Source organism: Primorskyibacter marinus, assembly GCF_003313245.1.
Classification (GTDB): domain Bacteria; phylum Pseudomonadota; class Alphaproteobacteria; order Rhodobacterales; family Rhodobacteraceae; genus Primorskyibacter; species Primorskyibacter marinus.
The window spans coordinates 284,950-310,620 of sequence record NZ_QJSD01000002.1 but is presented as its reverse complement, the minus strand read 5'-3'; the positions used below and the strand labels follow the sequence as shown (position 1 = coordinate 310,620).

General features: G+C 60.1%; 25 protein-coding genes. 18 read left to right on the top strand and 7 right to left on the bottom strand.

Annotated elements, in window-relative coordinates:
* Nucleotides 1–60 precede the first annotated feature (60 nt).
* Genes DMZ65_RS05380 through DMZ65_RS05360 form a run of 5 tightly spaced genes read left to right on the top strand, consistent with a single transcriptional unit; the run spans nucleotide 61 to nucleotide 3,487 of the window.
* Nucleotides 61–807: a hypothetical protein gene (locus tag DMZ65_RS05380; protein ID WP_084350585.1), complete on the top strand. Its 747-nt coding sequence runs from the start codon at nucleotides 61–63 to the stop codon at nucleotides 805–807.
* A 26-nt stretch (nucleotides 808–833) separates the two neighbouring features.
* Complete coding sequence (locus DMZ65_RS05375) at nucleotides 834–1,073, top strand: hypothetical protein (RefSeq protein ID WP_198662629.1); 240 nt, start codon at nucleotides 834–836, stop codon at nucleotides 1,071–1,073.
* A gap of 3 nt (nucleotides 1,074–1,076) precedes the next feature.
* The gene (locus tag DMZ65_RS05370) at nucleotides 1,077–2,336 is read left to right on the top strand and encodes an AMP-binding enzyme (protein ID WP_116597876.1); all 1,260 of its coding nucleotides are present in this window, start codon (nucleotides 1,077–1,079) and stop codon (nucleotides 2,334–2,336) included.
* Nucleotides 2,337–2,352: 16 nt separating this feature from the next.
* Nucleotides 2,353–3,087, top strand: a complete 735-nt coding sequence (locus DMZ65_RS05365; protein ID WP_116597875.1) for an SDR family NAD(P)-dependent oxidoreductase — start codon at nucleotides 2,353–2,355, stop codon at nucleotides 3,085–3,087.
* Nucleotides 3,068–3,487 carry a hypothetical protein gene (locus tag DMZ65_RS05360; RefSeq protein WP_116597874.1) on the top strand — a complete coding sequence of 140 codons (420 nt, stop codon included), beginning with the start codon at nucleotides 3,068–3,070 and terminating at the stop codon, nucleotides 3,485–3,487. The genes DMZ65_RS05365 and DMZ65_RS05360 overlap by 20 nt, the downstream gene beginning before the upstream one ends.
* Nucleotides 3,488–3,567: 80 nt before the next feature.
* Here DMZ65_RS05360 and DMZ65_RS05355 read toward each other — a convergent pair whose 3' ends face one another.
* Nucleotides 3,568–5,787, bottom strand: a complete 2,220-nt coding sequence (locus tag DMZ65_RS05355) for a glycoside hydrolase family 99-like domain-containing protein (protein WP_116597873.1) — start codon at nucleotides 5,785–5,787, stop codon at nucleotides 3,568–3,570.
* Nucleotides 5,788–5,865: 78 nt separating this feature from the next.
* Nucleotides 5,866–6,666, bottom strand: coding sequence for an ABC transporter permease (locus DMZ65_RS05350; RefSeq protein WP_084350595.1), 801 nt, complete (start codon nucleotides 6,664–6,666; stop codon nucleotides 5,866–5,868).
* A gap of 530 nt (nucleotides 6,667–7,196) precedes the next feature.
* Here DMZ65_RS05350 and DMZ65_RS05345 point away from each other — a divergent pair.
* From DMZ65_RS05345 to DMZ65_RS05325, 5 genes are all read left to right on the top strand, one after another.
* Complete coding sequence (locus DMZ65_RS05345; protein ID WP_198662638.1) at nucleotides 7,197–8,327, top strand: KpsE/RkpR family capsule polysaccharide export protein; 1,131 nt, start codon at nucleotides 7,197–7,199, stop codon at nucleotides 8,325–8,327.
* Nucleotides 8,328–8,334: 7 nt separating this feature from the next.
* Nucleotides 8,335–9,015, top strand: a complete 681-nt coding sequence (locus DMZ65_RS05340) for an ABC transporter ATP-binding protein (protein ID WP_116597872.1) — start codon at nucleotides 8,335–8,337, stop codon at nucleotides 9,013–9,015.
* Nucleotides 9,016–9,104: 89 nt separating this feature from the next.
* On the top strand, nucleotides 9,105–10,256 hold the full coding sequence (locus DMZ65_RS19650; protein WP_198662628.1) for a DUF2793 domain-containing protein: 1,152 nt from the start codon (nucleotides 9,105–9,107) through the stop codon (nucleotides 10,254–10,256).
* Between the two features lie 380 nt (nucleotides 10,257–10,636).
* Nucleotides 10,637–11,530, top strand: a complete 894-nt coding sequence (locus tag DMZ65_RS05330) for a glycosyltransferase (RefSeq protein WP_157960563.1) — start codon at nucleotides 10,637–10,639, stop codon at nucleotides 11,528–11,530.
* Between the two features lies 1 nt (nucleotide 11,531).
* Nucleotides 11,532–12,656, top strand: coding sequence for a glycosyltransferase family 4 protein (locus DMZ65_RS05325; RefSeq protein ID WP_116597870.1), 1,125 nt, complete (start codon nucleotides 11,532–11,534; stop codon nucleotides 12,654–12,656).
* Nucleotides 12,657–12,659: 3 nt separating this feature from the next.
* Here the strand turns inward: DMZ65_RS05325 and rfbA are convergent, their stop codons facing one another.
* From rfbA to DMZ65_RS05300, 5 genes are all read right to left on the bottom strand, one after another.
* The gene (gene rfbA / locus DMZ65_RS05320; RefSeq protein ID WP_116597869.1) at nucleotides 12,660–13,535 is read right to left on the bottom strand and encodes a glucose-1-phosphate thymidylyltransferase RfbA; all 876 of its coding nucleotides are present in this window, start codon (nucleotides 13,533–13,535) and stop codon (nucleotides 12,660–12,662) included.
* Entirely contained in the window at nucleotides 13,532–14,386 is an 855-nt protein-coding gene (gene rfbD, locus DMZ65_RS05315) for a dTDP-4-dehydrorhamnose reductase (protein ID WP_116597868.1), read from the bottom strand. Before rfbD ends, rfbA begins: the two co-directional genes overlap by 4 nt.
* On the bottom strand, nucleotides 14,383–15,423 hold the full coding sequence (gene rfbB / locus DMZ65_RS05310; RefSeq protein ID WP_116597867.1) for a dTDP-glucose 4,6-dehydratase: 1,041 nt from the start codon (nucleotides 15,421–15,423) through the stop codon (nucleotides 14,383–14,385). Before rfbB ends, rfbD begins: the two co-directional genes overlap by 4 nt.
* A gap of 3 nt (nucleotides 15,424–15,426) precedes the next feature.
* Nucleotides 15,427–15,990, bottom strand: coding sequence for a dTDP-4-dehydrorhamnose 3,5-epimerase (rfbC, locus tag DMZ65_RS05305; RefSeq protein ID WP_116598137.1), 564 nt, complete (start codon nucleotides 15,988–15,990; stop codon nucleotides 15,427–15,429).
* Nucleotides 15,991–16,149: 159 nt separating this feature from the next.
* The gene (locus DMZ65_RS05300; RefSeq protein WP_116598136.1) at nucleotides 16,150–16,992 is read right to left on the bottom strand and encodes an LOG family protein; all 843 of its coding nucleotides are present in this window, start codon (nucleotides 16,990–16,992) and stop codon (nucleotides 16,150–16,152) included.
* 76 nt (nucleotides 16,993–17,068) lie between these two features.
* On the opposite strand from DMZ65_RS05300, the gene DMZ65_RS05295 reads away from it, so the two are divergent.
* The 8 genes from DMZ65_RS05295 (at nucleotide 17,069) to DMZ65_RS05260 (ending at nucleotide 25,597) form a co-directional block, all read left to right on the top strand.
* Complete coding sequence (locus DMZ65_RS05295; protein WP_116597866.1) at nucleotides 17,069–17,986, top strand: threonine/serine dehydratase; 918 nt, start codon at nucleotides 17,069–17,071, stop codon at nucleotides 17,984–17,986.
* An 83-nt stretch (nucleotides 17,987–18,069) separates the two neighbouring features.
* Complete coding sequence (gene dapD / locus DMZ65_RS05290) at nucleotides 18,070–18,897, top strand: 2,3,4,5-tetrahydropyridine-2,6-dicarboxylate N-succinyltransferase (protein ID WP_116597865.1); 828 nt, start codon at nucleotides 18,070–18,072, stop codon at nucleotides 18,895–18,897.
* 78 nt (nucleotides 18,898–18,975) lie between these two features.
* Nucleotides 18,976–19,224 (top strand): GlsB/YeaQ/YmgE family stress response membrane protein, encoded by a 249-nt coding sequence (locus DMZ65_RS05285; protein WP_116597864.1) that lies wholly within the window; start codon nucleotides 18,976–18,978, stop codon nucleotides 19,222–19,224.
* A gap of 89 nt (nucleotides 19,225–19,313) precedes the next feature.
* The gene (locus DMZ65_RS05280) at nucleotides 19,314–19,652 is read left to right on the top strand and encodes a DUF8846 family protein (protein WP_116597863.1); all 339 of its coding nucleotides are present in this window, start codon (nucleotides 19,314–19,316) and stop codon (nucleotides 19,650–19,652) included.
* A gap of 230 nt (nucleotides 19,653–19,882) precedes the next feature.
* Nucleotides 19,883–21,028: a succinyl-diaminopimelate desuccinylase gene (gene dapE, locus DMZ65_RS05275; protein WP_116597862.1), complete on the top strand. Its 1,146-nt coding sequence runs from the start codon at nucleotides 19,883–19,885 to the stop codon at nucleotides 21,026–21,028.
* A gap of 93 nt (nucleotides 21,029–21,121) precedes the next feature.
* On the top strand, nucleotides 21,122–23,380 hold the full coding sequence (rnr, locus tag DMZ65_RS05270) for a ribonuclease R (protein WP_116598135.1): 2,259 nt from the start codon (nucleotides 21,122–21,124) through the stop codon (nucleotides 23,378–23,380).
* Between the two features lie 91 nt (nucleotides 23,381–23,471).
* Nucleotides 23,472–24,203: a helix-turn-helix transcriptional regulator gene (locus tag DMZ65_RS05265; RefSeq protein ID WP_116597861.1), complete on the top strand. Its 732-nt coding sequence runs from the start codon at nucleotides 23,472–23,474 to the stop codon at nucleotides 24,201–24,203.
* Between the two features lie 50 nt (nucleotides 24,204–24,253).
* Nucleotides 24,254–25,597 carry a lytic murein transglycosylase gene (locus DMZ65_RS05260; protein WP_116597860.1) on the top strand — a complete coding sequence of 448 codons (1,344 nt, stop codon included), beginning with the start codon at nucleotides 24,254–24,256 and terminating at the stop codon, nucleotides 25,595–25,597.
* The last annotated feature ends 74 nt before the right edge of the window (nucleotides 25,598–25,671 follow it).

The window sequence follows — 25,671 nt, the reverse complement described above, 5'->3', positions numbered from 1 at the left end:
TGCGGTAATGGGTGGCCAGACCAATCCGACGCAAAAGACGCTTCTAAGGACGAAGAAAATATGGATGCAATGATTGATCCCAAGGCCAGCATCGGCGCAAACGTGCGCTTCGGCGCAGGCGTCCGTGTCTACGCCAATGCCGAGATTGGCGATGATTGCACGATTGGTGATTTCTGCATCCTCGGGCATCCCGGACCGGGCGAAAACGACCCGCTGCGCCTTGGCGCCGGGGCAACGATACGGTCACATTCCGTGCTCTACGAAGGCTCGACCATCGGGCCGAAGCTGGAAACCGGGCATCACATCGTCATCCGTGAGAAAAGCCAGATTGGCGAGAACCTGCGGGTGGGCAATTTCTCGGACATCGAAGGCACCTGCCGGATCGGCGATTTCACCCGGCTGCACGGCTACGCCCATGTCGGCAAGGGCACGCAGATTGGGGATTTTGTCTGGTTGTTCTCACTGACCACAACAATGAACGATCCGCTCCCGCCCAGTCATATCCACGACCCGGTGACGATCGGGGACATGGTCACCGTCTGCGTCAACGCGCAATGCATGCCCGGAACGCGGATTGGCCGGGGCTGCCTGATCGCAGCGGGGGCGCTGGCCGAGGGCGAAATTCCCGACGGCCAGATCCTTGGCCGCAACGGAATCGAGGGGCCGGTGAACTTTGCCATGCATATGGCCACCCGTACGCGCCACCCGTGGCACAAGCATTTCGCCGACGCTTATCCGGACCACGCACAGGACCGGATCAAGGCGCTTGGCACCGAAATCGAGGCCGCACTGCTGGCGGCCATGTAAGCAAACCATTCCAAAGGACTGAGTAAATGGAACGCCAGGAAATCCTCGACACGATGAACCTTGTGATGACCAACAAGGGGCGCGAGCCGATTACAGACGAAACCGTTGCCACCCGCGACGCCAATTTCCGCAGCCTCGACTTTTCCGAAGTTGCCCTGCGGATCGAAACCAAGCTGGGCCGCGAACTGACCTTCGATGCCGCGGCTATGCGCAACATCGACACGGTCAAGGACGTGCTGGATTTCTTCGAGAAAGCCACGGCCTGAACCATGCCCGACGTCGCCCATAACAACACGATCACCTTTCCAGATGGTCAGTCCAGCTGGACCGCCCTGCTGAAAAATGCCGATGCCCGGATCGGTGCACCTGACCGGTTCGATGGGCAGCGCGTGGTCTTTGTGGTCGACTCGATGCAACAGGCGTTCGGCGCGATCATCTACGGGCTGACGCATGGCTTGGATTACGGCGTGGTGGAACGCCACCGCGTCTCGCCCGAGGTGGCGGGACGCTTTGCCGAGAACGGCGTGGCCCTGTTCGATTGGGCGGCCGTCACTGTCATGGGCGATGCACAACACGCGGGCGACACGCTGGAGCCGGGTCGCGTCACGGTGCTGACCTCCGGCACCACCGGGTTGCTGAAGCTGATCCCGCATAGTTGGGATACGCTCAACACTTTCGACCGGGTGGCTGAACTGCCCGCGAACACATGGTTTCTGCCCTACCAGATCGGCAGCTACGCGTGGTTCCAGATGGTGGCACTTGGGCTGTTCAAGCCCGGCCAGAACCTGGTTTGCGGTGATTTCAACGACCTTGCCGCCAGCTTTGAGACCGCGCTGCGCAGCGGGCAGATCACCGCGATCTCCTCTACCCCGACATTCTGGCGCCATGCGCTGATGAATATCGGCTTCGACCTGATACAATCCGCCCCGCTGACGTCAATCTCCATGGGTGGTGAGATTGTCGATCAGGCCATTCTGGACGAATTGGGCGGCATTTTCCCGCAGGCCAAGATCCGCCACATCTATGCCAGTTCCGAGGCTGGCGCGGCGATTGTCGTGACGGATGGCAAGGCCGGGTTTGACGCAAAGCTGACCGATCCCGCCCGCGCCATCGGTGTGAAGGTCGAAGAAGATCGGCTCTATATCCGCTCGCCCTATTCCAACAAGGCCGACGCTTCCGGTTGGGTTGATACTGGCGACCTTGTCGAACGTCGTGGCGACCGGTTTCTGTTTTGCGGTCGTGCAGGCAACACGATGATAAACGTGGGCGGCCAAAAAGCCTTTCCTCCGGATATCGAGGCCTATCTCAACGCACACCCAAATGTGGTCTGGTCGCAGGTCACTGCGCGCCGCGCGCCTTTGATGGGCAACTTGCCGGTGGCGAAAGTGGTGTTGACGAAAGGTGCCGACACGACAACTGCCGAGCGCGACCTGACCGAATACTGTAGCAAAGGGCTGGCCGAATACGCCGTGCCGCGCATGTGGGAGTTTCTTGACAGCGTTCCCATGCGCGCAAGTCTGAAGAGCTGAACCAAGGAACGAAAACATGCATACCAACGGACAGAACATCATCGTCAGCGGCGGCTCTCGCGGGCTGGGCCTGCATCTGGTCAGCCAGCTTCTGAAGAACGGCAACAAGGTCGCGACCTTTGCCCGGACGCGTACTCCGGAAATGGACGCCTTGGACAAGGAGTACGGTGACAGCTTTCATTTTGCTTCGGTCGATGCCGTGGATGCCGACAAGGTCAACGGTTTCGTGGCCGAGGTCTGCGACAGGTTCGGCGGGCGGCTGGACAGCATCGTGAACAACGCGGCGATTGGTCAGGACCAACTGCTGATGCACACGGATCTGGACACCATCCAGCAAATCGTGAACATCAACATTGTCGGCCCCACCATTCTGATCCGCGCGGCGATCAAGCGCATGATGCTTCAGGGCGGCGGCAATATCTGCAACATCTCGTCGATCTGTGGCTCTCGCGGTTATGCGGGCCTGTCGGTTTATGCCGGCTCCAAGGGCTATCTGGACGCGATGACCCGCGCGCTGGCGCGTGAAGTGGGCGAGGCAGGCATCTTCATCAACTGCGTGGCCCCCGGTTTCTTCGAATCCGAGATGTCGTCTGTCCTGCGCCCCGAACAGTTGAACACGATCAAGCGTCGGACGCCGTCGGGATCGTTGTCCAATGACGAGAACATCTTCAAGGTCGTTGATATGGTGATTTCTGGAACGACCAACATGCAGGGTCAGGTGGTGTTCGTCGATGGCGGGATCACCAGCTGATCTATCTTTGAAAGTCGCGGGCGGGCGCATCATTGCGGCCGCCACCCCCGGCCCCGCCACCTATCTGCCCTGCGGAACCCGGCTGGTTTTTGTGCCTGACACCGACTCAGGCGACGCGGTCGCGATTGACGCAGAACCGCGCGGCGGACACCTCCCTGACGTGATCCTGCGCGCCTTGCCAACGCTGTCCCCAGAGTCAGCTTTGCGGGCGTGGACCGTTCTGGAAGTTGTGGCAAAGCTGACCGATACGCCGATCCTGACCGTGTTGCGTGCAATCCCTGCCGAAACGCTGATCCGACTGGACAGGCGGAATGTCGAGCTTCTCTGGCACCGGCAAACAATAAAGATCGAACGCCACGACACGGATGATGTCTGGCTCGCGCTGGGGCGACTGGCCTGACATCATATCGCCCGCACGCCCTGCACAGTGATGTGCGTTAGCTTACGCTTGTCGCTTTGCAGGACGAGACTACAATCCTTTTACTCCCCGATATGACGCTTCAAAACGTCCAGATACAGTGTCCCGAAGGTTTGACTAGGCTCCAGAACGGCCTTTTCGGCCCACTCATTCCAAGCATTCAGAAACAGCTCTTTCCGGTAGGAATTCGGGACGCGCTTCTCCAGAAGTTGGGGTAGCCAACGGTTGAACGAGCCAGGATTCGCACCATAGGCGATATGGGCCATGCGGCCGCGCCGGGCCGTATTGTCCCAGCTTGGCATCGCACCGCAGATCGTGTTTTTCGGCAACTTCTTGTAATAGGCTGGCGTGGTAGAGTTATTAGCCACCGCGTTATAGTCGTAGATCAAGCCCTCGAAACCTTCGGCTGGCTCAAAGCCCAGCTTGTTGCCGTCGGGACCGCCGAACAGGTAATCGCTTCCCGAGACCATGCCATGCGGGGCCATCTCGATCCAGAAGTCGAACAGATCGTCCGCGACCTGATTTTCGCCGGAGACGTGGAAACAGACAGCCCCCAGCTCGACCTCGCCGATACCCGCCTCGCGCCACGCGTCGCGCATCGCGGCGATGCTTGCAGCCGGGTCTGGCATATCTTCGGGACGGTAGATGACAAACCGGGGCCGGGTGCCATCGGGACGTTGGTAGCGCGGATCGCGCATATAGGGCAGGCTGTCCTCAACCAGTTGCTGTTCAAAACCCTTGGCATAGGTTTGTTCCAGAAGCACGGTGCCGGACAACCCATCCCAGTTGCGACGCCAGCTTTCATTTGCCCAGCATAGATAGAAAGGAAAGTCGATCTCTGGCTGTTCCAAAAGCTTGTCGAGGGGTGCCTCCAGCACCCGCTTGCCGTCAAACCAGTAATGATAGACGCAGAACGCGTCGATGCCTGCGTCTCGGGCCAACTCTGTCTGTTCGCCCATCACTTCGGTCGCGCGCAGATCGTAATAACCCAGATCAGAGGGCAGCATTGGTTGCAGATGTCCCGGAAACAGCGATAGGGCCGATACGGTGGACCGCCATTCGGTAAAACCCTTGCCCCACCATGCATTGTTTTCCGGGATAGGATGGAATTGCGGCAGGTAGAAGGCGCTGACATATTCCGGCGGCTCGGGTCGCTTGACCTGCGCCTTCGGGTCAATCTGGCTGGCCTGCACCACCTTTTGCCCGGTGGCGGCACATAAAAAGCCCAATGCGCGTTCGATCGAATGGGCCAGCGTGCCATCAACCTGAACCTGTTCCGGTTCAAAGATATTTTCATTAAGCTTCAGGCTTTTGATCATGCCCAGCAGCAGGGGTTTGACCCAGTAGATCGACCCGGCGGGAAACGACAGCTTGTCATGGTCGACGGTGACCTCGATCCGCCGCATCAGGCTGCGCGTCGTCTCAAAGTTCGAACCCCACCATTCCTCACCAGTGAAGTGTTGACCATCCGCCACCCAGAAGCCAGCACTGTCATCCGCAACGAAGGCATCAAGCTTTTCTTGCAGGCCCTGCTTTGGCAGGATCCCGTCAATCAGATGACGACGCCATTTATCGCCATCTTCGCGATGCGGGGATTTCTTGGTGTGAAACTTGGCAACAGCTTTGTAGCTGTCCAGCATGCCGGAATTCACCAGATGCACGAATGGCAGGATGTCCCGGCCACGGTTGGGCATTGACGCCACCAGCGCGTTTGGAAACTGTTTCTTGATCTTGCTGGCCAAGTCGTCAGTTTCGTCACCGCGATAGGTGATTGTGATGTAAAGATCGTGATCGATCTTTACCTGTTCGAGCGTCTCGCGGAACTCCTCCCACAGGTCGGGGTAATAAATGTGAATGACGATGGCGTAGGGCGCGGTTCCGCCCGTATCGTGACCGCGCAAAACCGGCATTTTTGTCTGCGGGACTTCCACCACCTCTGGCAGTTCCTTGTGGACACGGGTTTCCTTGTGCCCCCCCCTGACCCAATGCTCGAAGGCCGGAACGCCAATCGCCGCCACATCGGGATTGTAACGCAGATAGGCGGAGGGTGAAAAATCAGGGTTTGGTCGAAAGCCCATTCTCTCGCCGTATACGATATAATGGCGAAGCGGCAGCCTGTGATAGAACGGATGGATGTGCGGATAGGCTCCGCGATAGTAGATCGGGTCAAAGAGACCGCTTTTTGACGCCTCGGTCAGATAGCGCTGCTCGCTGGGCTTCAGGAGGAAAAGGCGCGCAAAACGGGCGATACGTTGGGCGGTAAACTTCGAAAAAAGTGACATTGACGGTCCTGGATGCGGCTTCACGATCCCTTACCAATCCGGACACCCCCCTGCAAATGGGAATGTGAAGCGACGGCGTCATGGCGCCTCATTCAGTATATAGCGATTGTAACGCGACAACAGCAACAGCCCGAAAAACAGGCAAATTGCCGAAATCATGTAAACGTAGGCCGGCGATACAAAGACCGCATCATAGGTTACGAAGAACCCTGCCCGAAATTCCATGATGATATGCGCGATCGGGTTAAACAGCAGGATCGTCCGGTACGGTTCGCTGATCTCGTCGACCACGAACAGAACTCCCGACAGGATGAACGCAGGACGGTTGATGATGCCCCAGATCTGGTCCCAGACCGGGAACATGTGGATCAGGAAACAATTCAACATGCCCAATCCCAATGCGATTGCCGCGGCCATTCCCATCGCCTGCGCAATCGCCCCCCAATCCAGAATGGCGTTCACACCAAGCGCCACGATAAGCCCGGACATGAACAGCAGAGCGACCATGGCTTGCGTCAGATAGTTGAGGATGAACCGGCTCAGGACCGCATCAACGAATGTCACGCTGGGATAAGCCAAAAGCTGCTTGGAAAACCGGATCGACACCCCGATTTTCCGTGTAACATCGTTGTAGAGCATGAACGGTATGAAGCCCGTGCCGTAAAACAGCGCAAAATCATTTCCGAGCGGTGGTTTGCGGAACGCGAAGGAGAACACGATTGAAAGAAGGGTAACCGCAGCGATCGGCTCTGCGATCGCCCAGAGATACCCGCCGGGTGATTTGCCATAGGTTGTGGACATCTCGCGCAGCAACAGCGCAAAGATTGCCCGCAATCCGGGGAACCTCCGGGTTTTTCGCGCCAGTAGCTTGCTTGACATCGCTTTCGAACTCCTTCCCCGGCATCGCCGGTGTTCCCTGCCCAACTGTGGGCATGTTAAGGTTTGCCGTATTGCACCCGGCGTGTGAAGGTGTAAACCAACCCTACCCCGGCCACGGGCAACCAGTATCGAGCGAGTTGACCATTTCAAAGACGCCACCATCTTCCGCAGCATCCAAGGGCGACGCCCCATCAAAGCCGAAAGCGAGCGCTTCGGCAGCCAAGGAAGCTGTGACGCAGACGCATCCGTCGCAGGCCGCCGAAAAGCCGACACAACCTCAGACATCCGCGCAACCCGATCAACCGCGCCTTACTCCGAAACAGCGGGCAGCGGCGAAGCAGCGCGCTGCGGCGAGGCAACGCGTCAATGCCAATGCGCAACAGGCAAACAGTGGCGAAGCCCCGGCAGCGCCTGCGCAGGCCGCGACAAATCCTGCGGCGGATACGGCACACAGCGACAACACCAAAAGCCAGCAACCGGCAGGCGAGGCCAAACCCGCCCCCCAGCCTAAGGCTTCATCAGACCGAACGATCCCGCAAGCTGTTACCGCCGCAGACGTGAAACCACGTCATTTCGGGTTGTTAGCGGCATTCCTGGTGATCGTGGTCGCGCCGCTGATTGTTGCCGCCTATTATCTTTTCGTGATTGCAGAGGACCAATATACCTCGACGGTCGGATTTTCCGTTCGGTCAGAAGAATTGAATTCTTCGCTCGACTTGCTGAGCGGATTGAACAGCCTATCCGGCACCAGTTCGTCTGATACCGACATCCTGTATGAATTCATCCAGAGTCAGGACCTCGTCAAGCGCCTTGATGAAAGGCTTGATTTGCGCGAGATCTATTCGAAACCCGATTTCGACCCGATTTTCGCCTACGACGAGGCCGGATCAATCGAGGATCTGGTGGCTTACTGGCGACGCATGGTGCGGATTTTCTATGACAGTGGCACCGGTCTGATCGAATTGCGTGTCCACGCATTCGAGCCGCAGGACGCACAGGATATTGCAACGGAGATCTTTCAGGAATCGTCTGCGATGATCAACCAGCTGTCCGCGATCGCCCGCGACGACGCCACCGGCTATGCAGAAGAAGAACTGGTAAAGGCCGAAGAACGGCTGAAAGTTGCACGACAGGCGCTGACACGGTTCCGGTCTGAAACGCAGCTCGTCGATCCCTCTGCCGATATTCAGGGTCAGATGGGCTTGCTCAATTCGCTGGAAGCACAACTTGCCGAGGCCATCATCGAGATGAACCTGCTGCGCGAAACGACCCGCGCCGCCGACCCGCGCATCGAACAAAGCGAGCGGCGCATTGCCGTCATCGAACAGTTGATCGAAAAAGAGCGCACGAAATTCGGTGTCGGCGCGGGCAACGCAACCGGCAGGCAGGACTATTCGACATTGGTGGGCGAATACGAGCGCCTCGTTGTGGACCGTGAATTTGCCGAAAAAGCCTATGTATCGGCACTGTCGGCATTCGACGGAGCGCAGGCCGAAGCGCGTCGCCAAAGCAGGTATCTTGCCGCATATACCCGGCCGACTCTGGCAGAGAGTTCCGGCTACCCACAGAGATGGCTGCTGACGTTGTTGACGGGCGTTTTCGCATTCCTGACCTGGGCGATCGTCGTTCTCATCTATTACAGCGTGCGCGACAGGCGTTGAGCCGGAGATGATCGAGCTTCGCAACCTTTCCAAATACTACACGGTCAACGGTGTTACCAAACATGTCGCCCGCGACATTAATTTCACCTTTCCAACAGGCGAATGCGTCGGACTTCTGGGCCGAAACGGCGCAGGAAAGTCTAGTCTTCTGAAAATGATCGCAGGCACGATGGACCCCGATAAGGGCGAAATCCTGTCGACAGGAACAGTGTCCTGGCCGGTGGGCTTTGCGGGGAGCTTTCATCCCGATCTGTCCGGCTCGCAGAACTGCAAATTCGTGGCGCGGATCTACGGCGTCGACACGGATGAGATGTGCGATTTCGTCAAGGAGTTCTCAGAGCTGGGCGCGCATTTCCAACTGCCGGTCCGGACATATTCTTCGGGGATGCGGTCGCGTCTGGCCTTTGGTCTTTCGATGGCAATCCAGTTCGACACCTACCTGATTGACGAAGTCACCTCGGTTGGCGATGCGGCGTTCCGCAGCAAAAGCGAAGCAATCCTGAAAGCCCGGCTGGAAACCAGCGGGGCGGTAATCGTCTCCCATTCGCTGGATTTGTTGCAGCGTATGTGCACCAGCGGCGCAGTTATGGATAACGGCCAAATCACCTATTATCCGAACGTCAAACACGCGATTGAACACCACAGGCATACGATGCGCGGCACGCGCCCCAAATGGATGCGAAAATAAGTACGCAACGGGGTACGCGCGGTCAGATCAGCAAACCGTAACCCAGCCATGACAGCTTTCCCGTCAACATCGTTAACGGGGAGCAATCCATGTCTGAGGTTTCGCCAGTTCTGTCACTACCCTACATTGCGCCGGCTCAGGCGCAGAAACACGTCACCCATAATGAGGCATTGCGGGTGTTGGATGCCCTTGTGCAGCCTACTGTGGCGAGCCGCACAGCGGGCGATCCGCCGCCTTCACCTATGCATGGCGATCGCTATATCGTGGGGTCATCGGCCTCTGGCCTCTGGGCGGCGCATGCCGGCGATTTGGCAATATTCGAAGAAGGTCTGGGGTGGAGCTTTTTCGCAGCCAAACATGGCTGGGTCGTGCATGTGCGCGACGAAAACACTCTGTGCGCCTTTGATGGCAGCGATTGGCAACCGTTGGGCCTGTATGCCAACCAGCCGTTGCAGAATGTGCCACAGCTTGGCGTCGCGACCGGCGCGGATGAGACCAACCGATTGGCCGTTGCCTCCGACGCCACCTTGCTGACCCATGCGGGCAATGGACACCAGCTAAAGATCAACAAGGCCATGGCTGCGGACACGGCCAGCCTGCTTTTTCAGACATCCTGGGGTGGCCGCGCCGAGATGGGCACAACCGGCAGCGACGACTTCGCAGTCAAGGTCAGCGCCGACGGGTCGAGCTGGACCGACGTCATGGTGATGGCAGCCGATGGCTCGGCAACACAGTTTGGCACACCGGTAATCGTGGATGAGGATGTCGCCGCGGATCGGTTGATCTCGTCCACGCACAAGCACAACTACCTGACCATGACATTGAACAACAGCCATGCCAATCCGGTGGCATCGTCAATCCAGATGGGGTTCGGCGGCGTGCGGCGCTACGCGTGCCTTGTGCATGCCGGATTCGAGCAGTTCAACATTACCGCCTATGACGCGGCTGGTGTCTGGAAGGGCAGCCCCGTCGTGCTGGAATTTCCCGGCTCTGCATCAATGAACAACGCGCTATATATCGACAAGAACAGCCACGTCGGCATCGGCAAAGCGCCCGGCGCGGCAAAATTGGATATTGAAGGCATTGCGCGGCTCAAGCCTTTGACCAAGTCGGCTTTGCCTGAGGCGTCAGCCGTCGGCGCAGGCGGAATCGCCTTTGTTTCAAACGCCGCCGGAGGAGCACAGCCGGCCTATAGCGACGGCACGATTTGGCGGAAAATGTCAGACAATCAGGTCGTATAGGCCATCAGGACACCACCGGGAAACGGCATGGAACCTAACCTGCCGTTTCCGATCCATGGCAGAGGAACAGTCGCCGGACGCCTGTGGACGGTCAAATACCGTTTCAGGTAGATTTTACGCGCGCTCCGGCAGAGATCCACGCCCGAGCGTGCAGAAAACTGTTTTTGGCCCGCAAACCACCCGATAGGTCCGGGTAAAATCCGATATAACCTCTTGATGAATTCGTTTTGTCCACTGGAAATTGCCTTAATGCTCTTCTTCGCGCCCCGGTAGCCTCGCTCTGCTGTATTGCCGTGAGTTTCGGCTAGAAGGAGACGGCAAAGCGGGTATATGACGGGCCGATGAATGACGACGCGCAAACTCTTTCGGTGACAGTGCTCATGGCGACGCATGAGGGCGCGGCGACGCTTTGCGAACAGATTGACAGCATTCTTGGCCAGACGCTTTCACCGCGCAGGCTGATCGTCAGCGATGACGGATCGCAGGACGGCACGCGGGCCATTTTGCAGCGCTACGCAGAAAGACAGGATCTGACTGTGATGGACGGTCCTTGCGAAGGCGCTTCGGCCAATTTCCTGCAATTGCTCGCAATGCCCTCTCAGGCAGATCTGGTGGCCCTTTCGGATCAGGATGACGTCTGGCTGCCGCAAAAGCTGGAACGGGCGGCCGATGCCCTTGGGGCGATCCCGGCCGCGATCCCCGCATTATATTGTGCTCGCCCGTTGATCTGCTCTGCGGACCTTACCACCTGCCGCATCGCACCGATGCCCAGCCGGGCACCGGGGTTTCGTCACGCCATGGTGCAGAACATCGCGGGCGGCAACTGCATGGTGATGAACCGTGCCGCGACCGACCTGATCCAGTCAGCATTGGCGGAGGTGGGCAAGATCCCCTACCATGACTGGTGGATCTACCAACTGATCGCGGGGGCAGGCGGCACCGTCTTGACCGACGACGTACCGTCGTTGAAATATCGACAACATCGGCACAACGAAGTCGGTTCCGGCCACCGCACGTTGCGTGGCTTTCTTACGCGGCCATTCAGGGTCCTGTCCGGGCGCTATGCAAAGGTCAGCGCGGCCCATGCGAATGCCTTGTTGCGGTCGTCCCACAGGCTGACGGCAGAAAACCACACCCTGCTTGCAAGCTTCGTAGCCGCCCAGGCAGAACGTCCTTTAACCCGTCTGCAACGACTGCGCGCACTGGGTGTCTACCGGCAAGGCCGCTCCGGCACGTTGGCGTTGTGGTGTGCTGCGTTGATGGGACGTATTTGAAATGACCGAGCAACGGTTAAAGGTGATGCTTCTGGGTGGCGACGGCGGTCGTTCGGGCGTGCCGCGGCATATCCACCAACTTGCCAATGCGTTGAGCGACCGGGCCGAGGTGGTCATCGCGTCCGATGCCGATACGGGTGGATATGGCTTTGCGCGCGAAAACGGCCGGACCCATCTGGAAATTCCCGGTCTTGCATCCTCGCTTCAGCCAGCCCGGATTCGCGCGGCAGCGGCACAGCTCGACCGGGTCGTGGCAGCAGTGCAGCCGGACATCCTGTGGGCGCATGCCCGGCTGACCTTGCCGCTGGCACGGATCGTCGTGCGCAAGCGACCCCACCTGCGGCTGTCCTGCACCTATCACGGTGTGCCGTTTGGCCCCGGCCACCGTCGCGCTGCCGCCACGTTCTTTCGACGGTTAGAGCGGCATTTCCTCGGCGTCACGCCGCAACATCACCTGATTTTTCTGACCGAAGAGGATCATGCCGCATTCGCGCCGGACATGCTGTCACAGCACAGCAGTCATATCGTGCCGAACTGCTCTGACCTTGGCGGTTTTGTCCCTGCCGCATCCGCAGGCGGCCCACGGCATCTGGTGATGACCACCAGATACGCACGTCAAAAGAACCTTAGCGCGGCGGCGCGGATATTTGCGCAATTGCCGCAGGACTTTCGCCTGACCGTCGCGGGGATGCACACGGATGGGCCAGGGCTGCACAGACGGTTCAGGCGCATCCTTCCGGCCCCGGCGATGAAACGGGTCAATTTTGTCGGTCCGGTCAACGACGTACGCCCGCTTCTGTCACAGGCTGACGGATATCTGATGACCTCGCTTTACGAGGGCTTGTCGATCGGCATGCTGGAGGCGTTCGAATACGGGTTGCCGATTTTTTCGACCCCTGTGGGCGGCACGGCTTTGCTAAGTCGCCACCACCCGGAAATGCACATCATCGACGCGTTGCACCCCAAACGCACGGCAGGCCAGATCGTCAGGGTCACAGGGCGCTTTCGCGCAAACCGGGCCGACCTCGGCGGCAAGATCCATGCCAAATGGCAAGAACGATTTTCATCGCCCGTCTGGAAAACGGCGATCCTGAAAGTCTACGATGAGATATGCGCCGAAGGTTAAGCCCTATTCGTGCAGCAAGCCGCGCAGATAGTGACCATAATCGTTCTTTTTCAGTGTATCGGCGTGTTCTTCCAGCATCTTGGCATCTATCCAGCCCGAAGCGTAGGCGATTTCCTCAAGACACCCGGTCTGCATGCCCTGACGTTTTTGCAAGGTACGCACGAAGTTGCCCGCATCCAGAAGCGACCCGTGCGTTCCGGTATCCAGCCAGGCAAAGCCCCGCCCCATGCGCTTGACCGATAGCGAGCCCTCGTGGAGGTACATTTCCAGCAGCGACGTTATTTCCACCTCGCCGCGTGCGGACGGTTTGACCTGATGCGCGCGCTCGGACGCTTTGCCATCCAGGAAATACAGACCCGTGACCGCATATGACGATGGCGGCACCTCTGGCTTCTCGATGATCTCGGTGACGTTGCCCTGGTCATCCATTGCCACCACGCCATAGCGTTCGGGATCGGCGACGTGATAGCCAAAGACGGTGCCGCCCGTCGTCTTGGCATCGGCTTCTTCCAGCAGTTCCGGCAGACCGTGGCCAAAGAAGATGTTGTCGCCCAGAACCATGCAAGACGGCGCGCCATCCAGAAAATCCTCGGTCAGCGTATAGGCCTGCGCCAACCCGCCCGGATCGGGTTGCACCACATAGGTCAGTTTGATGCCCCACTGGCTGCCATCGCCCAACACGCGCTTGAACTGATCCTGGTCCTGCGGCGTGGTGATCATCGCGATCTCGCGAATACCGGCCAGCATCAGCACGCTGAGCGGATAGTAGATCATCGGCTTGTCATAGATCGGCATCAGCTGCTTTGAGACGCCAATGGTGATCGGATACAGACGTGTGCCGGATCCCCCTGCGAGGATAATGCCCTTGCGATTGGTCATTGTGAGATTCCTTTCAGGTCGGTCAATACGTCGGTCAGGCTGTTGCGCCAGTCCGGACGATGAATGTCAAAGGCTGCCAAAAGGCTGGAACAGTCCAGCCGCGAATTGGCGGGGCGGACGGCCTTGGTGGGAAAGTCGGAACTGGGAATATCGAAAACCTCCGGGGTCAGCCCGGACTGGCGAAAGATCTCGCGGGCGAAATCGGCCCAACTGACATCCGGCGCGCCACTGAAGTGATAGGTTCCGGACAGGCTCGCGTCATTGTTTAGGGCCTTTGCGATGGTCAGGCAGCACGCCGCGATGTCAGCAGCCGCCGTAGGCCCGCCGATCTGATCGGCGACGATGGTCAGCCGATCACGCTCTGCACCGAGGCGCAGCATGGTTTTCACGAAATTGGCACCATGCGCGGAAAACACCCAACTGGTGCGCAGGATGACAGATGTGCCACCCGCCGCGCGAACGGCCTCTTCGCCGCGCAGTTTGCTGGCACCGTAAGCGCCCAATGGTGCCACTTCGTCGTCGACGTTCCAAGGGCGTGTGCCGCCACCGTCGAAGACATAATCGGTCGAGATATGGATGAAGGGAATGCCCTTTTCCGCGCAGGCCCGCGCCATTGTGCCCGGCGCATCGCCGTTTATCACATTGGCCAGATCAGGCTCGTCTTCGGCATTGTCCACCGCCGTATAGGCCGCCGCGTTGATGACCACTGTTGCGTCGCTGGCAAGGATCGCCTTGGCGCAAGCCTCAGGGTCCGTCAGATCCGCCGCGTCACGGCCCAGAGCCGTGACCTCTGTCTGACGCTGCAATTCTGTCGCAACCTGCCCGGATTTACCGAAAACGAGGATCGTCATGCGTTGGTGCCCAGACGGACCCCCACGCCCTGACGCGCCTGAAGCGCGCGCCACCAATCCTCGTTCTCAAGATACCAGTCCACCGTCTTGCGCAGGCCTTCTTCCAGCGTCACCGAAGGACGCCAGCCCAGTTCCTTGCGAATGCGGGTCGGGTCGATGGCATAGCGCAGATCATGGCCAGGCCGGTCCGTCACGAAGGTAATCTGCTGGGCATAACCCGCATCCTTGGGCCGCTTCTCGTCCAGAATGGCGCAGATCATTCGCACAAGATCGATATTCTTGGCTTCGTTCTCGCCACCGATATTATATGTGCGCCCGTTCACCCCGTGCTGCAACACGGTCAAAAGCGCATCGGCGTGATCCTCGACATACAGCCAGTCGCGGATATTCTCGCCCGCGCCGTAAACCGGGATCGGCTCTCCGGCCAGCGCCTTCAGGATCACCACGGGGATCAGCTTTTCCGGAAAATGATAGGGACCGTAATTGTTCGAGCAGTTGGTCAGGACAAAGGGCAACCCGTAGGTTTCGCCCCAGGCGCGCACCAGATGATCGCTGGACGCTTTCGATGCGGAATAGGGTGAGTTCGGCGCATAGGGCGTGTCTTCGGTAAACAGGCCCGTGTCGCCAAGCGTGCCGTAAACCTCGTCGGTCGAGATATGGTGGAACCGGAAATGCATCGGCTTGCCCATATCCAGCCAATACTGCCGCGCCGCTTCCAGCAGCGTGTAGGTGCCCTCGACATTGGTGCGAATGAAATCGCCCGGACCGTCAATCGACCGGTCGACATGGCTTTCGGCGGCCAGATGCATGACAGCGTCGGGCTGATGCACCCTGAAGATCCATTTCAGCGCCGAGGCGTCGCAGATATCCGCTTTTTCAAACGCATAAAAATCATGGTCCTCAACCGAGGCGACATTTTCCAGACAGGCCGCGTAGGTCAGCGCATCCAGATTGACGACCGCATGGCCGTCACGAATGGCCTGCCGCACCACGGCAGAACCGATGAACCCAGCACCGCCGGTAACGAGAATTTTCATGAGTCAGCCCTCATATTCAAACGGGGATGTCCAATCCGCCAGCATCGGCGCCTTGGCATCCTTGTCGGACAAGACAGCGCTTGCGGGGTCGATACCCCAGTCGATGCCAATTTCCGGATCGGCGAAATGCACGGTCCCGTCACAGGCCGGCGCATAAACATCGGTTGTCTTGTACAGCAGCATCGAATCCGGCGCGCGCGTCACGAACCCGTGCAGGAATCCTTTGGGCACGAACAATTGCCGCCCATTGTCCTCTGACAGTTCCACCCCCAGCCATTTCAGGTAGGTCGGCGATCCACGGCGCACATCCACCACAACATCCAACACGCAACCGCGCCCGGTGCGCACCAGTTTGTCCTGGGCATGGGGCGGTGCCTGATAGTGCAGACCACGCACCGTGCCGACCGCTTCGCTGATCGACTGGTTGTCTTGCACGAAATCGTGATCCAATCCGGCGTCACGCATCGTGTTGCGATTCCAAACTTCGGAAAAGCTTCCTCGCGCGTCACTGAACCGCTTTGGCGTTAAAATCAGAACGCCATCAAGCGCTGTCTGCTCTATGTCCAAGAACAACTTTCCTTGCTGTCTAAATTTGCCCGCGTGATACCAACTCGACTTGACAGAGTCACGGCAGATTTGCCCAAGAGTTTCAAAACCAACCCAAGGGCGAACTTTTATCTGCTTAACAACCATTTATTGCCAGAATGCGCATTCTGGCAATACAGGTTAGCGGCCCGGAATATCTGCGCGCGCAGGCGCGGGTTCCCAAGCCTCAATAAGCTCTACAGCCTCCTGTGCGGTTTCGGCGTATCGAAACAGATCAAGATCTTCATCCGAGATTGTCCCGGCATCTGCCAGTGCTTCCCAGTTGATGATGCGCTCCCAGAACGCGCGGCCAAACAGCAAGAACGGCACCCGTTGCATCCGCCCCGTCTGGATCAATGTCAGTGTTTCGAACATTTCATCCAGCGTGCCGAACCCACCAGGAAACACGCAGATCGCGCGTGCACGCATCAGGAAGTGCATTTTCCGGATCGCGAAATAATGGAAATTGAAACACAGATCCGGCGTGACGTATTCGTTGGGTGCCTGCTCGTGCGGCAGCACGATGTTAAGACCGATCGACTGCCCACCTGCGTCCTGTGCGCCGCGGTTGCCTGCTTCCATCACACCCGGTCCGCCTCCGGTCACGATGACATTTTCCAGCCTTTTGCCGGTCATGCTTTTCTCTGTCATCAGCCGGGCGAATGTCCGAGCCTCATCATAGAAATGCGACAGATCGGCGAGCGTCTTGGTCCGGGCCGTGTCTTTGTTGGCAGGCGCGGGAATGCGGGCACCGCCGAACAGCACGATGGTCGATTCCACGCCACGCTCGTCCAATATCATCTGCGGCTTGAGAAGCTCCAACTGCAAGCGGACGGGGCGCAACTCCTCGCGGCACATGAATTCGTGATCGTCAAAGGCCAACCGATAGGAAGGCGCCCGCGTCTGCGGCGTGTCGGGCACCTCATCGGCGGTGCGTCGGTCAAGGCCCGCATCGCGGAAGGGGCTGTGGCGGTCATCTTGCATGGGCATGTGTCCTTGTTCGCGTGTTTGCATGCCTATAGCCTTCGGCAGGACGATACCAGCAAGCAGGAGACGGCAGGTGAATTGGCAGGATGAGATCGAGGCCGCGGCGCAGCGTATAAGGCCTTTTCTTCGCAAGACACCTACCCTGCGCGCGGAAGGCTTCTACCTGTCCTGCCCGGTTGAGCTGAAGCTGGAGCAGGTACAACACACCGGCAGTTTCAAGGCGCGCGGTGCGTTCAACACGCTGCTGTCGTCAGACGTACCCAAGGCGGGTGTCGTCGCAGCTTCTGGCGGCAATCACGGCGCGGCGGTGGGCTTTGCCGCGTCGCGTCTGGGTCACCCGGCCCGGATCTTTGTGCCCGAGATGGCCGGCCCTGCGAAGATCGCCCTGATCCAACGGACCAGTGCGGACCTGACGGTGGTGTCCGGTGCCTATTCGAACGCGCTGGATGCCGCGCGCGATCACGAAACCAGAACCGGCGCGATGCAGATCCACGCCTATGACGCCCCCGCCACTGTGGCCGGTCAAGGCACGGTGATGCGCGAATGGGAAGAACAGGGCCTGGAGGCTGACACCGTGTTGATCGCTGTGGGCGGCGGCGGGCTGATCGCGGGCGCGCTGGCCTGGCTGGGCGGCCGCCGCAAGGTCGTCGCCGTCGAGCCTGACACTGCCTGCACTCTACATGCCGCGCTGAAGGCCGGCACCCCTGTCGATGTCGAGGTTTCGGGCATCGCCGCCAATGCGCTTGGTGCCCGACGGATCGGCCAGATCTGTTTTGACCTGTCCCGGCACAGCGTGCAGTCGGTACTGGTCAACGACACCGCCATCGCACAGGCGCAGCAGGCGCTTTGGCACGAGACGCGGCAGTTGGTCGAACCTGCGGGTGCTACGGCCCTCGCGGCATTGATGTCGGGCGCTTATCGGCCCGCACCCGGCGAGCGGATCGCGGTTTTGATCTGCGGCGGGAACCTCGCCCCCGATCCGATGGCTTGACGCTGCGTCGCCATCTGTGATTGCCGCACCTCCCCGACACGGGTATAGGGCGGCAACGATAATTCGCCCAAACGGAGATCCCAATGTCCAACGCACAGCTTGAAACCGCCATCGAAGCCGCCTGGGAGGCGCGCGACACCATCTCGCCCTCGACCGGTGGCGAGACCCGCGAAGCCATCGAAGATACGCTGAGCGCGCTCGATTCCGGAAAACTGCGTGTGGCCGAACGTCAGGACAATGGCGATTGGCATGTCAATCAATGGGCCAAGAAAGCGGTCCTGCTCGGGTTTCGCATCAAGGACATGGAGATGCAGGATAACGGCCCGCAAGGGTCCGGCTGGTGGGACAAGGTCGACAGCAAGTTCAAGGGCTGGGGCGACAACCAGTGGAAGGCCGCAGGCTTTCGCGCCGTGCCCAACTGCGTCGTCCGCAAATCCGCCTATATCGCGCCCGGCGTGGTGCTGATGCCGTCCTTCGTGAACCTGGGTGCCTATGTCGACGAAGGCACAATGGTCGACACATGGGCGACCGTCGGATCCTGCGCGCAGATCGGCAAGGGCGTGCATCTGTCTGGCGGCGTCGGCATCGGCGGCGTTCTGGAACCCATGCAGGCCGGCCCCACCATCATCGAGGATAACTGCTTCATCGGTGCCCGCTCCGAGGTGGTCGAAGGTTGCATCGTGCGCGAAGGCTCTGTCCTTGGCATGGGTGTCTTCATCGGCCAGTCGACTAAGATCGTCGATCGCGAAACCGGTGACGTCATGTATGGCGAGGTTCCGCCTTATTCGGTGGTCGTTGCAGGCTCCATGCCATCGAAGAACGGCATCAACCTTTATTGCGCCGTCATCGTGAAACGCGTCGACGAGCGCACCCGTTCCAAGACCGGCATCAACGAGCTGCTGCGCGACTAAACCTTTTTTGTCGGAACCTTCCCGCCCGTCCCGGCGTTGATCGATCAGGACAGTTTTGCAATAGCGGGAAGGAATGACATGCAAGGAATAGGTTGGATTGCAGCGATCATTGTCGGCGGCCTCGCCGGGTGGATCGCAAGCATGATTATGAAAGCCGATACAGGGATTTTCCTGAACATCATTCTCGGCATCGTCGGCGCGATTATCGCCAATGCCATCCTTGGCATTCTCGGCATTTTTGCAGCAGGAACCTGGCTGCCGCAATTGATCGTCGGGATCGTCGGTGCCTGTATTCTCATATGGGGCTACCGCGCCATCAAGAGCTGACGCTTTCCATCACCGGAATTAACGTCTAGGACAGCCCCGCGCATTCCCGCGCGGGGCTTCGCATTTTGCGAGCAAGGAACTTGGCGGACATGACCGAAAAAAAGAAGAAACCACAGCAGGTCTATACGCTTCTGGTCGAGGTCGGTCGCAAGACCGGCGACGGGCTGCCGAAAGGTGCCAGCGGTGCCGGGCTGATTTGCTTTGCATCCGGCATTGACGAGGCCGAAGCCGTGCGCGAAACCGTAGCGATCCTTAAACAGGCCGACATGGCACCGCTCGACGTCACAGGCTACGGCACTGCCGAGGAACGTGCTGCACAAGGCCACGAGATGGACGAGGATGAAGCCGCCCTCATGGACCGCGCGCTTAAAGAAAATTCTGTGATCGTGGCGCAGGTCACGCCATTCTTCGACAAGGGCAAACCCTGATCCCGAACTGCCGAAACGTCAGGAATGACGTGTCACCTCTCCACTGGCTGAATAAAGAGTGCGCGGAAGCGCTCATTTGGATCACGCTGCGCCCCGAAGGACTGACACCGCAGTGACGCTTTGCCCCCGCTTGCCCCGCACAAAGTGATTGGTTTAAAAACCGCAAACCCGTGCCGCCCGTCCAAATCCGCAGCGCGAGCAAGAACAGCCGTCAAGACGCAGGAGGGCACATGCCCCAGATCAATCCAGAAACCCTGACCGCGGCGCTGGTCCGCTGCGCCTCTGTCACCCCGGACGAAGGCGGTGCGCTTGTCTTGTTGCAAGACCTTCTCGAAGATGCCGGTTTCATCTGCACACGCGTGGACCGTGGCGGCGTCTCGAACCTTTTTGCCCGTTGGGGCGACAAGGGGCATGCCCGCACATTCGGCTTCAATGGACACACGGACGTGGTGCCTTTGGGCGATCCGGCGGACTGGACCATGCCGCCATTCGGCGCAAAGGTGAAGGACGGTTTTCTCTACGGTCGTGGCGCGACTGACATGAAATCCGGCGTCGCCGCCTTTGCCGCCGCCGCGGTGGATTTCGTTACCCAAACGCCCCCGGACGGCGCGATCATCCTGACCATCACCGGGGACGAGGAAGGCGACGCCGTGGACGGCACCGTGGCGCTGCTGGACTGGATGGAAAAGGCAGACGAGACGATGTCCGTCTGCCTTGTCGGTGAACCCACCTGCCCGGACCACATGGGCCAGATGATGAAAATCGGCCGACGCGGCTCGCTCAATGCCCATGTCACGGTCAAGGGCGTCCAGGGCCATTCCGCCTATCCGCACCGCGCCATCAATCCGCTGCATGCGCTTGTCCGGCTGATGGATCGGCTGGCCAGCCACGATCTTGACGCGGGAACGGACCATTTCGACGCCTCAACCCTCGCTGTCGTCACCATCGACACCGGCAACCCGGCCACAAACGTGATCCCGGCAGAGGCGCGCGCGACGCTCAACATCCGCTTCAACGACGCGCATTCCGGTGCCAGCCTGTCGGAGTGGCTGCGCGCAGAGGCCGCCAAAGCAGACGCGGAATTTGGCACAACGACCGATCTGACCATCAAGATTTCGGGCGAAAGCTTCCTCACCCCGCCCGGTCCACTGTCCGATCTTGTTGCGCGCGCCGTCGAGGCAGAAACCGGCACCGTGCCAGAGGCTTCGACGAGCGGCGGCACCTCGGATGCGCGGTTCGTCAAGAACCACTGCCCGGTTGTCGAATTCGGGCTGGTCGGACGGACGATGCATCAGGTTGACGAGCGTGTCGAGGTCGCACAGATCCATCAGCTGAAACGCATCTACACCCGGATGCTGCAAGACTACTTCGCCTGATATTTTCGGAACGCACGAAACCGCACGGCACCGAAGAAACCCGCGCGTTTTTTCGCAATGACGCGCGTCATGCGGCGTGATACGCCGTTGAATATGAAAACACTGCCCACAAAGGCGGAGATCCTGGATTGGATCGCCGCCAACCCGACCCTCAGCGCCAAACGCGACATTGCCAAAGCTTTTGGCATCAAAGGTGCCGCGCGTATCGACCTCAAGCGCCTGTTAAAGGAGCTGGAGGCCGAAGGGCATCTTGAAAAGCGCAAGAAGACCTATCGTGACCCGGACCGCCTTCCGCCCGTCAGCGTCTTGCAGGTCAAGGCACCAACCGCCGATGGCGATCTGTTTGCGCGCCCTCTGGAATGGCATGGCGAAGGGGTGGAACCGATTGTCCTGATCGTCACCCGCGCCAGCGATCCCGCCCTGGGCGAGGGCGACCGGATCCTTGGCAAGCTTCAGGTCGTGCATGAAGAGGACCACAATTACGAGGCCCGCGTGATCCGCCGGATCGGCACCAATCCGCAGCGCGTTGTCGGCATCTTCCGCAAGGGTGCCGAGGGCGGGCGCATTGTGAGTATCGACAAAGGCTCCGACAAGGAATGGAGCGTGCCTGACAACGCGGCCCACGGCGCAAAGGACGGCGAGTTGGTCGAGGCGGAACAGGCAGGGCCCAAGGGCCGCATGGGTCTGCCACGCGCCCGCATCGTAGAACGGCTGGGCGACCCGTCCGCCCCCAGGGCCGTGTCGCTGATTGCCATCCATCAGCACGGCATCCCCGACAGCTTTCCCGACGAGGTCATCGCAGAGGCCGACGCGATGAAGCCCGCAGGCCTCAAGGGCCGCGAGGATCTGCGCGACCTGCCCTTGATCACCATCGACCCCGTGGATGCGCGCGACCGCGATGACGCCTGCTTTGCCCAACCCGATGACGACCCCAAGAATGACGGCGGCCATATCGTCTGGGTCGCCATCGCCGATGTGGCGCATTATGTCCGCCCCGGTTCCGCGCTTGACCGTGAGGCCCGCAAACGCGGTAATTCCAGCTATTTTCCCGACCGCGTTGTGCCGATGCTGCCGGACCGGCTGTCGGGGGATCTGTGTTCGCTGCACGAAGGCGTTCCGCGCGCCTGTATGGCCGTGCGGATGCGGATTGACGCGCATGGCCAGAAGCTGGATCACCGCTTCGTGCGGGGCATGATGCGCTCGCCCGCCGCGCTAAGCTACCGCGAGGTGCAGGACGGCATGGACGGCACGCCAAGCGACAAGGTTGCGCCGTTGATGGACGATGTGATCCGCCCGCTGTTTGACGCCTATTACGCGTTGCGCGACGCCCGGAATGCGCGCCAGCCGCTGGACCTTGACCTGCCCGAACGCAAGATCGTGCTGGATGAAAAAGGCAACGTCACCTCGGTGAACTTTTCGGAACGCTTTGACGCACACCGCCTGATCGAGGAATTCATGGTGCTGGCCAATGTCGCCGCCGCCGAAACCCTGATCGCCAAACGCACGCCGCTGCTGTTCCGGGTGCATGAGGAACCGCCGCCCGAAAAGCTGGATGCGCTGCGCGAGACGGCACAGGCGGCCGGGCTGACGCTTGCCAAGGGGCAGGTGCTGAAAACCGCGCATCTCAACAAGCTGCTGCATGACGCGGCTGGCACGGATGAGGCGGAACTGATCAACATTTCCACGCTCCGCTCGATGACGCAGGCCTATTACAACGCAGAGAATTTCGGCCATTTCGGGCTGGCGCTGAAATCCTACGCACATTTCACCTCGCCCATTCGGCGCTACGCCGACCTGATCGTGCATCGTGCGTTGATCACCGCGCATGGCTGGGGCGATGACGGATTGTCGCCTCAGGAAATCGAGGGGCTGGAGACCACGGCGCAGCATATCTCGGACACCGAACGCCGGTCGATGATGGCCGAGCGCGACACCACGGATCGGTATCTGGCCTCGTATCTGTCCGAACGGGTCGGCGCGGAAATGGGCGGGCGGATCTCGGGCATTGCCCGGTTCGGTGCCTTTGTGAAGCTGGACGAAACCGGGGCGGACGGGCTGATCCCGATGCGCAATATCGGGTCGGAGTATTTCCATTTTGACGCCGAAACGGCCACGCTGATGGGGGCGGATTCCGGTATGGAGATTGGCCTTGGCCAGCGCGTGACCGTGCGTCTGACCGAAGCTGTGCCGGTAACGGGGGGCATTGCGCTGGAATTGCTCGCGCTGGACGGTCAGGCCATGCCGACCGGACGGGGCCGATCCGGCAAACGCGGTGCCCCACCCCGTCGTAAATCCGCAAAAGCCAAGAAAAAGGCGGCAAGCGTCAAACGCAAAAGCACCCGCCGACGCTAAGCAACCGTGAAAATGGGGTTTCTCCGCAATTCTGGGGTGGAACGTCGGCCTCCTGTCAATTTCTGTCAGCATCTGGCAGCATGATCGCGATATGAGCCGAACCGACCGATTATTGCACCTGATGCAGGGGCTGCGCAGCCTCGACCCGCCGGTGACTGCCGCCCGGTTGGCGCGCGAATTGGACGTCACCGAACGCACGATCTACCGCGACATTGCCACGCTGCGCGGGTTGGGGGCCGTGATCGATGGCGCGGCGGGGTTCGGATATACCGTGACCGAAGATGCCAGCCTGCCGCCGCTGGCCTTCGACGACGAAGAGCTGGAGGCGCTGGTGCTGGGCTTGCGAGAGGTCGAAGCCGTGGCCGATCCGCATCTGGCCGCAGCCGCGACCGCCGCACTTTCCAAGCTGCGCGGTCGTCTGCCCGAACGACAGGCCCACAGGTTGCAACATGCCGTGCTGACCGCGCACCGCTTTGCGCCGCCGCCGCAAGCAACGGTGGACCTGCGCAGTCTGCGCAAGGCCGCCTGGGACGAGATGGAAATCCGCATCGCTTATCGCGACAAGAACGCATGTGCGACCACCCGTCAGGTACGCCCGCTGCAAATCGTGTTCTTTCAGGACAGCCATTGCCTGCTGGCCTGGTGCTGTCTGCGGCGGGATTTCCGCGCTTTCCGGCTGGACCGCATCGCCGAACTGGACGTCACCGGCCCCAGCTTTCGCCCTCATCGGACGTCATTGCTGCGCGCGCATCTGGCCCTGTTGCGCGGCGACGACCCGGCGATGGGCGAAACCTCGCGAACCGGACGCGGGGCGCTTTCGTAAGAGACGCAAATTGGCTATAATTCCTGTAGTTTTCGCATTCGAGGTCTCCAATGTTTCGCTGCTCCGCCCCCGCATTTCTATCGCTGATATTGATGACGTCAGGCGCGGGCGCGAATCCCGTCGACAGCTCTGTCCGGCCCGTATCCCGCCCGTCAGATCCTCTGGTGACGCAGGTCGTTCAACTGGTCGCGCCAGCATCCTCGATCCGTCCGATAATGCGACCAAAATCACGCTCCGTTACCGCGACCGTCACACCGGTGGTGGACCCGGCCTCGCAAAACGAACTGATGCGCTGGGTCGCGGGGTTTCGCGGCCGGGCTTTGGGGGCAGGCATCAAGCCTTCGGTCTTCGATGCGGCATTCCGCAACGTGCGCTATGACCCGGAGGCAATCCGCCGCGACCGCAACCAAGCGGAATTCACCAAATCCATCGGCGATTACCTTGCCTCCGCTGCCTCGGACTCGCGCGTGGAGAATGGCAAAGCCGCATTGCGTGAACATGGCCGCGCGCTGGAGGCGATAGAGGCGCGCTACGGCGTCGAAAAAGAGGTCGTCGCAGCGGTCTGGGGCATGGAAAGCGCCTATGGCACACGGCGCGGCGAAGACCCGGTGATCAGCTCGCTGGCGACACTGGCCTTTGACGGACGTCGCGGAAAATTCTTTGAGCAACAGTTGGTCGCGGCGCTGGAAATCCTGCAATCAAGGGACACCACACCCGACAACATGACCGGAAGCTGGGCCGGGGCGATGGGCCACACCCAGTTCATCCCCACGTCTTACCTTGCGCTGGCTGTGGATTTCACCGGCGATGGAAAGCGCGACATCTGGTCGGATGATCCCACCGACGCATTGGCCTCGACCGCGAATTATCTGGCCAAAAGCGGCTGGAAAAAGGGCCAGCCCTGGGGGGTAGAGGTCCGCATTCCGCGCGGCTTTGACTATTCACAGGCGCGCCGCACCCTGACAAAGATGCCCAGCGAATGGGCGCGGCTTGGCATCACGGATATGCGTGGAAACCCGGTTCGGGATTTCGGGCAAGCCTCTGTGATGCTGCCTGCGGGCGCTCGGGGTGCGGCGTTCCTGATCTTTTCCAACTTCAAGGCAATCGAGCGGTACAACGCCGCCGATGCCTATGTCATCGGTGTCGGCCACCTCAGCGACCGTCTGCGCGGCGGTGCCCCAATTCAGGCGGCTTGGCCGACAGGCGACCGGACGCTGAAATATGCAGAGCGCAAGGAAATGCAGCAGCGGCTGACGGCAGCGGGGTTCAATACGGGCGGCGTGGATGGCAGAGTCGGACCGAAAACCATGGCCGCGCTGCAGGCGTTTCAGAAATCCGTCGGGATGATCCCGGACGGTTATGCCTCGCTAAGCCTGCTCAACCGGTTGCGCTAGGGGCACGGGCGCATGTTTTGCCGCGCAATCGCCGTTTGTACAGTCCTTGGAACGCGCGCCTGCATGTCCACTGA

What these genes read in the sequence shown, in the direction of transcription:
- DMZ65_RS05380 (WP_084350585.1), top strand. Translation starts at nt 61, where the DNA reads ATGGATGCAATGATTGATCCCAAGGCCAGCATCGGCGCAAACGTGCGC.
- DMZ65_RS05365 (WP_116597875.1), top strand. Translation starts at nt 2,353, where the DNA reads ATGCATACCAACGGACAGAACATCATCGTCAGCGGCGGCTCTCGCGGG.
- DMZ65_RS05375 (WP_198662629.1), top strand. Translation starts at nt 834, where the DNA reads ATGGAACGCCAGGAAATCCTCGACACGATGAACCTTGTGATGACCAAC.
- DMZ65_RS05280 (WP_116597863.1), top strand. Translation starts at nt 19,314, where the DNA reads ATGACCGAAAAAAAGAAGAAACCACAGCAGGTCTATACGCTTCTGGTC.
- DMZ65_RS05355 (WP_116597873.1), bottom strand. Translation starts at nt 5,787, where the DNA reads ATGTCACTTTTTTCGAAGTTTACCGCCCAACGTATCGCCCGTTTTGCG.
- rnr (WP_116598135.1), top strand. Translation starts at nt 21,122, where the DNA reads ATGAAAACACTGCCCACAAAGGCGGAGATCCTGGATTGGATCGCCGCC.
- DMZ65_RS05260 (WP_116597860.1), top strand. Translation starts at nt 24,254, where the DNA reads ATGTTTCGCTGCTCCGCCCCCGCATTTCTATCGCTGATATTGATGACG.
- DMZ65_RS05300 (WP_116598136.1), bottom strand. Translation starts at nt 16,992, where the DNA reads ATGCAAGATGACCGCCACAGCCCCTTCCGCGATGCGGGCCTTGACCGA.
- DMZ65_RS05265 (WP_116597861.1), top strand. Translation starts at nt 23,472, where the DNA reads ATGAGCCGAACCGACCGATTATTGCACCTGATGCAGGGGCTGCGCAGC.
- DMZ65_RS05370 (WP_116597876.1), top strand. Translation starts at nt 1,077, where the DNA reads ATGCCCGACGTCGCCCATAACAACACGATCACCTTTCCAGATGGTCAG.
- rfbA (WP_116597869.1), bottom strand. Translation starts at nt 13,535, where the DNA reads ATGACCAATCGCAAGGGCATTATCCTCGCAGGGGGATCCGGCACACGT.
- rfbD (WP_116597868.1), bottom strand. Translation starts at nt 14,386, where the DNA reads ATGACGATCCTCGTTTTCGGTAAATCCGGGCAGGTTGCGACAGAATTG.
- DMZ65_RS05325 (WP_116597870.1), top strand. Translation starts at nt 11,532, where the DNA reads ATGACCGAGCAACGGTTAAAGGTGATGCTTCTGGGTGGCGACGGCGGT.
- DMZ65_RS05330 (WP_157960563.1), top strand. Translation starts at nt 10,637, where the DNA reads ATGGCGACGCATGAGGGCGCGGCGACGCTTTGCGAACAGATTGACAGC.
- DMZ65_RS05340 (WP_116597872.1), top strand. Translation starts at nt 8,335, where the DNA reads ATGATCGAGCTTCGCAACCTTTCCAAATACTACACGGTCAACGGTGTT.
- DMZ65_RS05360 (WP_116597874.1), top strand. Translation starts at nt 3,068, where the DNA reads ATGGCGGGATCACCAGCTGATCTATCTTTGAAAGTCGCGGGCGGGCGC.
- rfbB (WP_116597867.1), bottom strand. Translation starts at nt 15,423, where the DNA reads ATGAAAATTCTCGTTACCGGCGGTGCTGGGTTCATCGGTTCTGCCGTG.
- DMZ65_RS05285 (WP_116597864.1), top strand. Translation starts at nt 18,976, where the DNA reads ATGCAAGGAATAGGTTGGATTGCAGCGATCATTGTCGGCGGCCTCGCC.
- DMZ65_RS05350 (WP_084350595.1), bottom strand. Translation starts at nt 6,666, where the DNA reads ATGTCAAGCAAGCTACTGGCGCGAAAAACCCGGAGGTTCCCCGGATTG.
- dapE (WP_116597862.1), top strand. Translation starts at nt 19,883, where the DNA reads ATGCCCCAGATCAATCCAGAAACCCTGACCGCGGCGCTGGTCCGCTGC.
- dapD (WP_116597865.1), top strand. Translation starts at nt 18,070, where the DNA reads ATGTCCAACGCACAGCTTGAAACCGCCATCGAAGCCGCCTGGGAGGCG.
- DMZ65_RS19650 (WP_198662628.1), top strand. Translation starts at nt 9,105, where the DNA reads ATGTCTGAGGTTTCGCCAGTTCTGTCACTACCCTACATTGCGCCGGCT.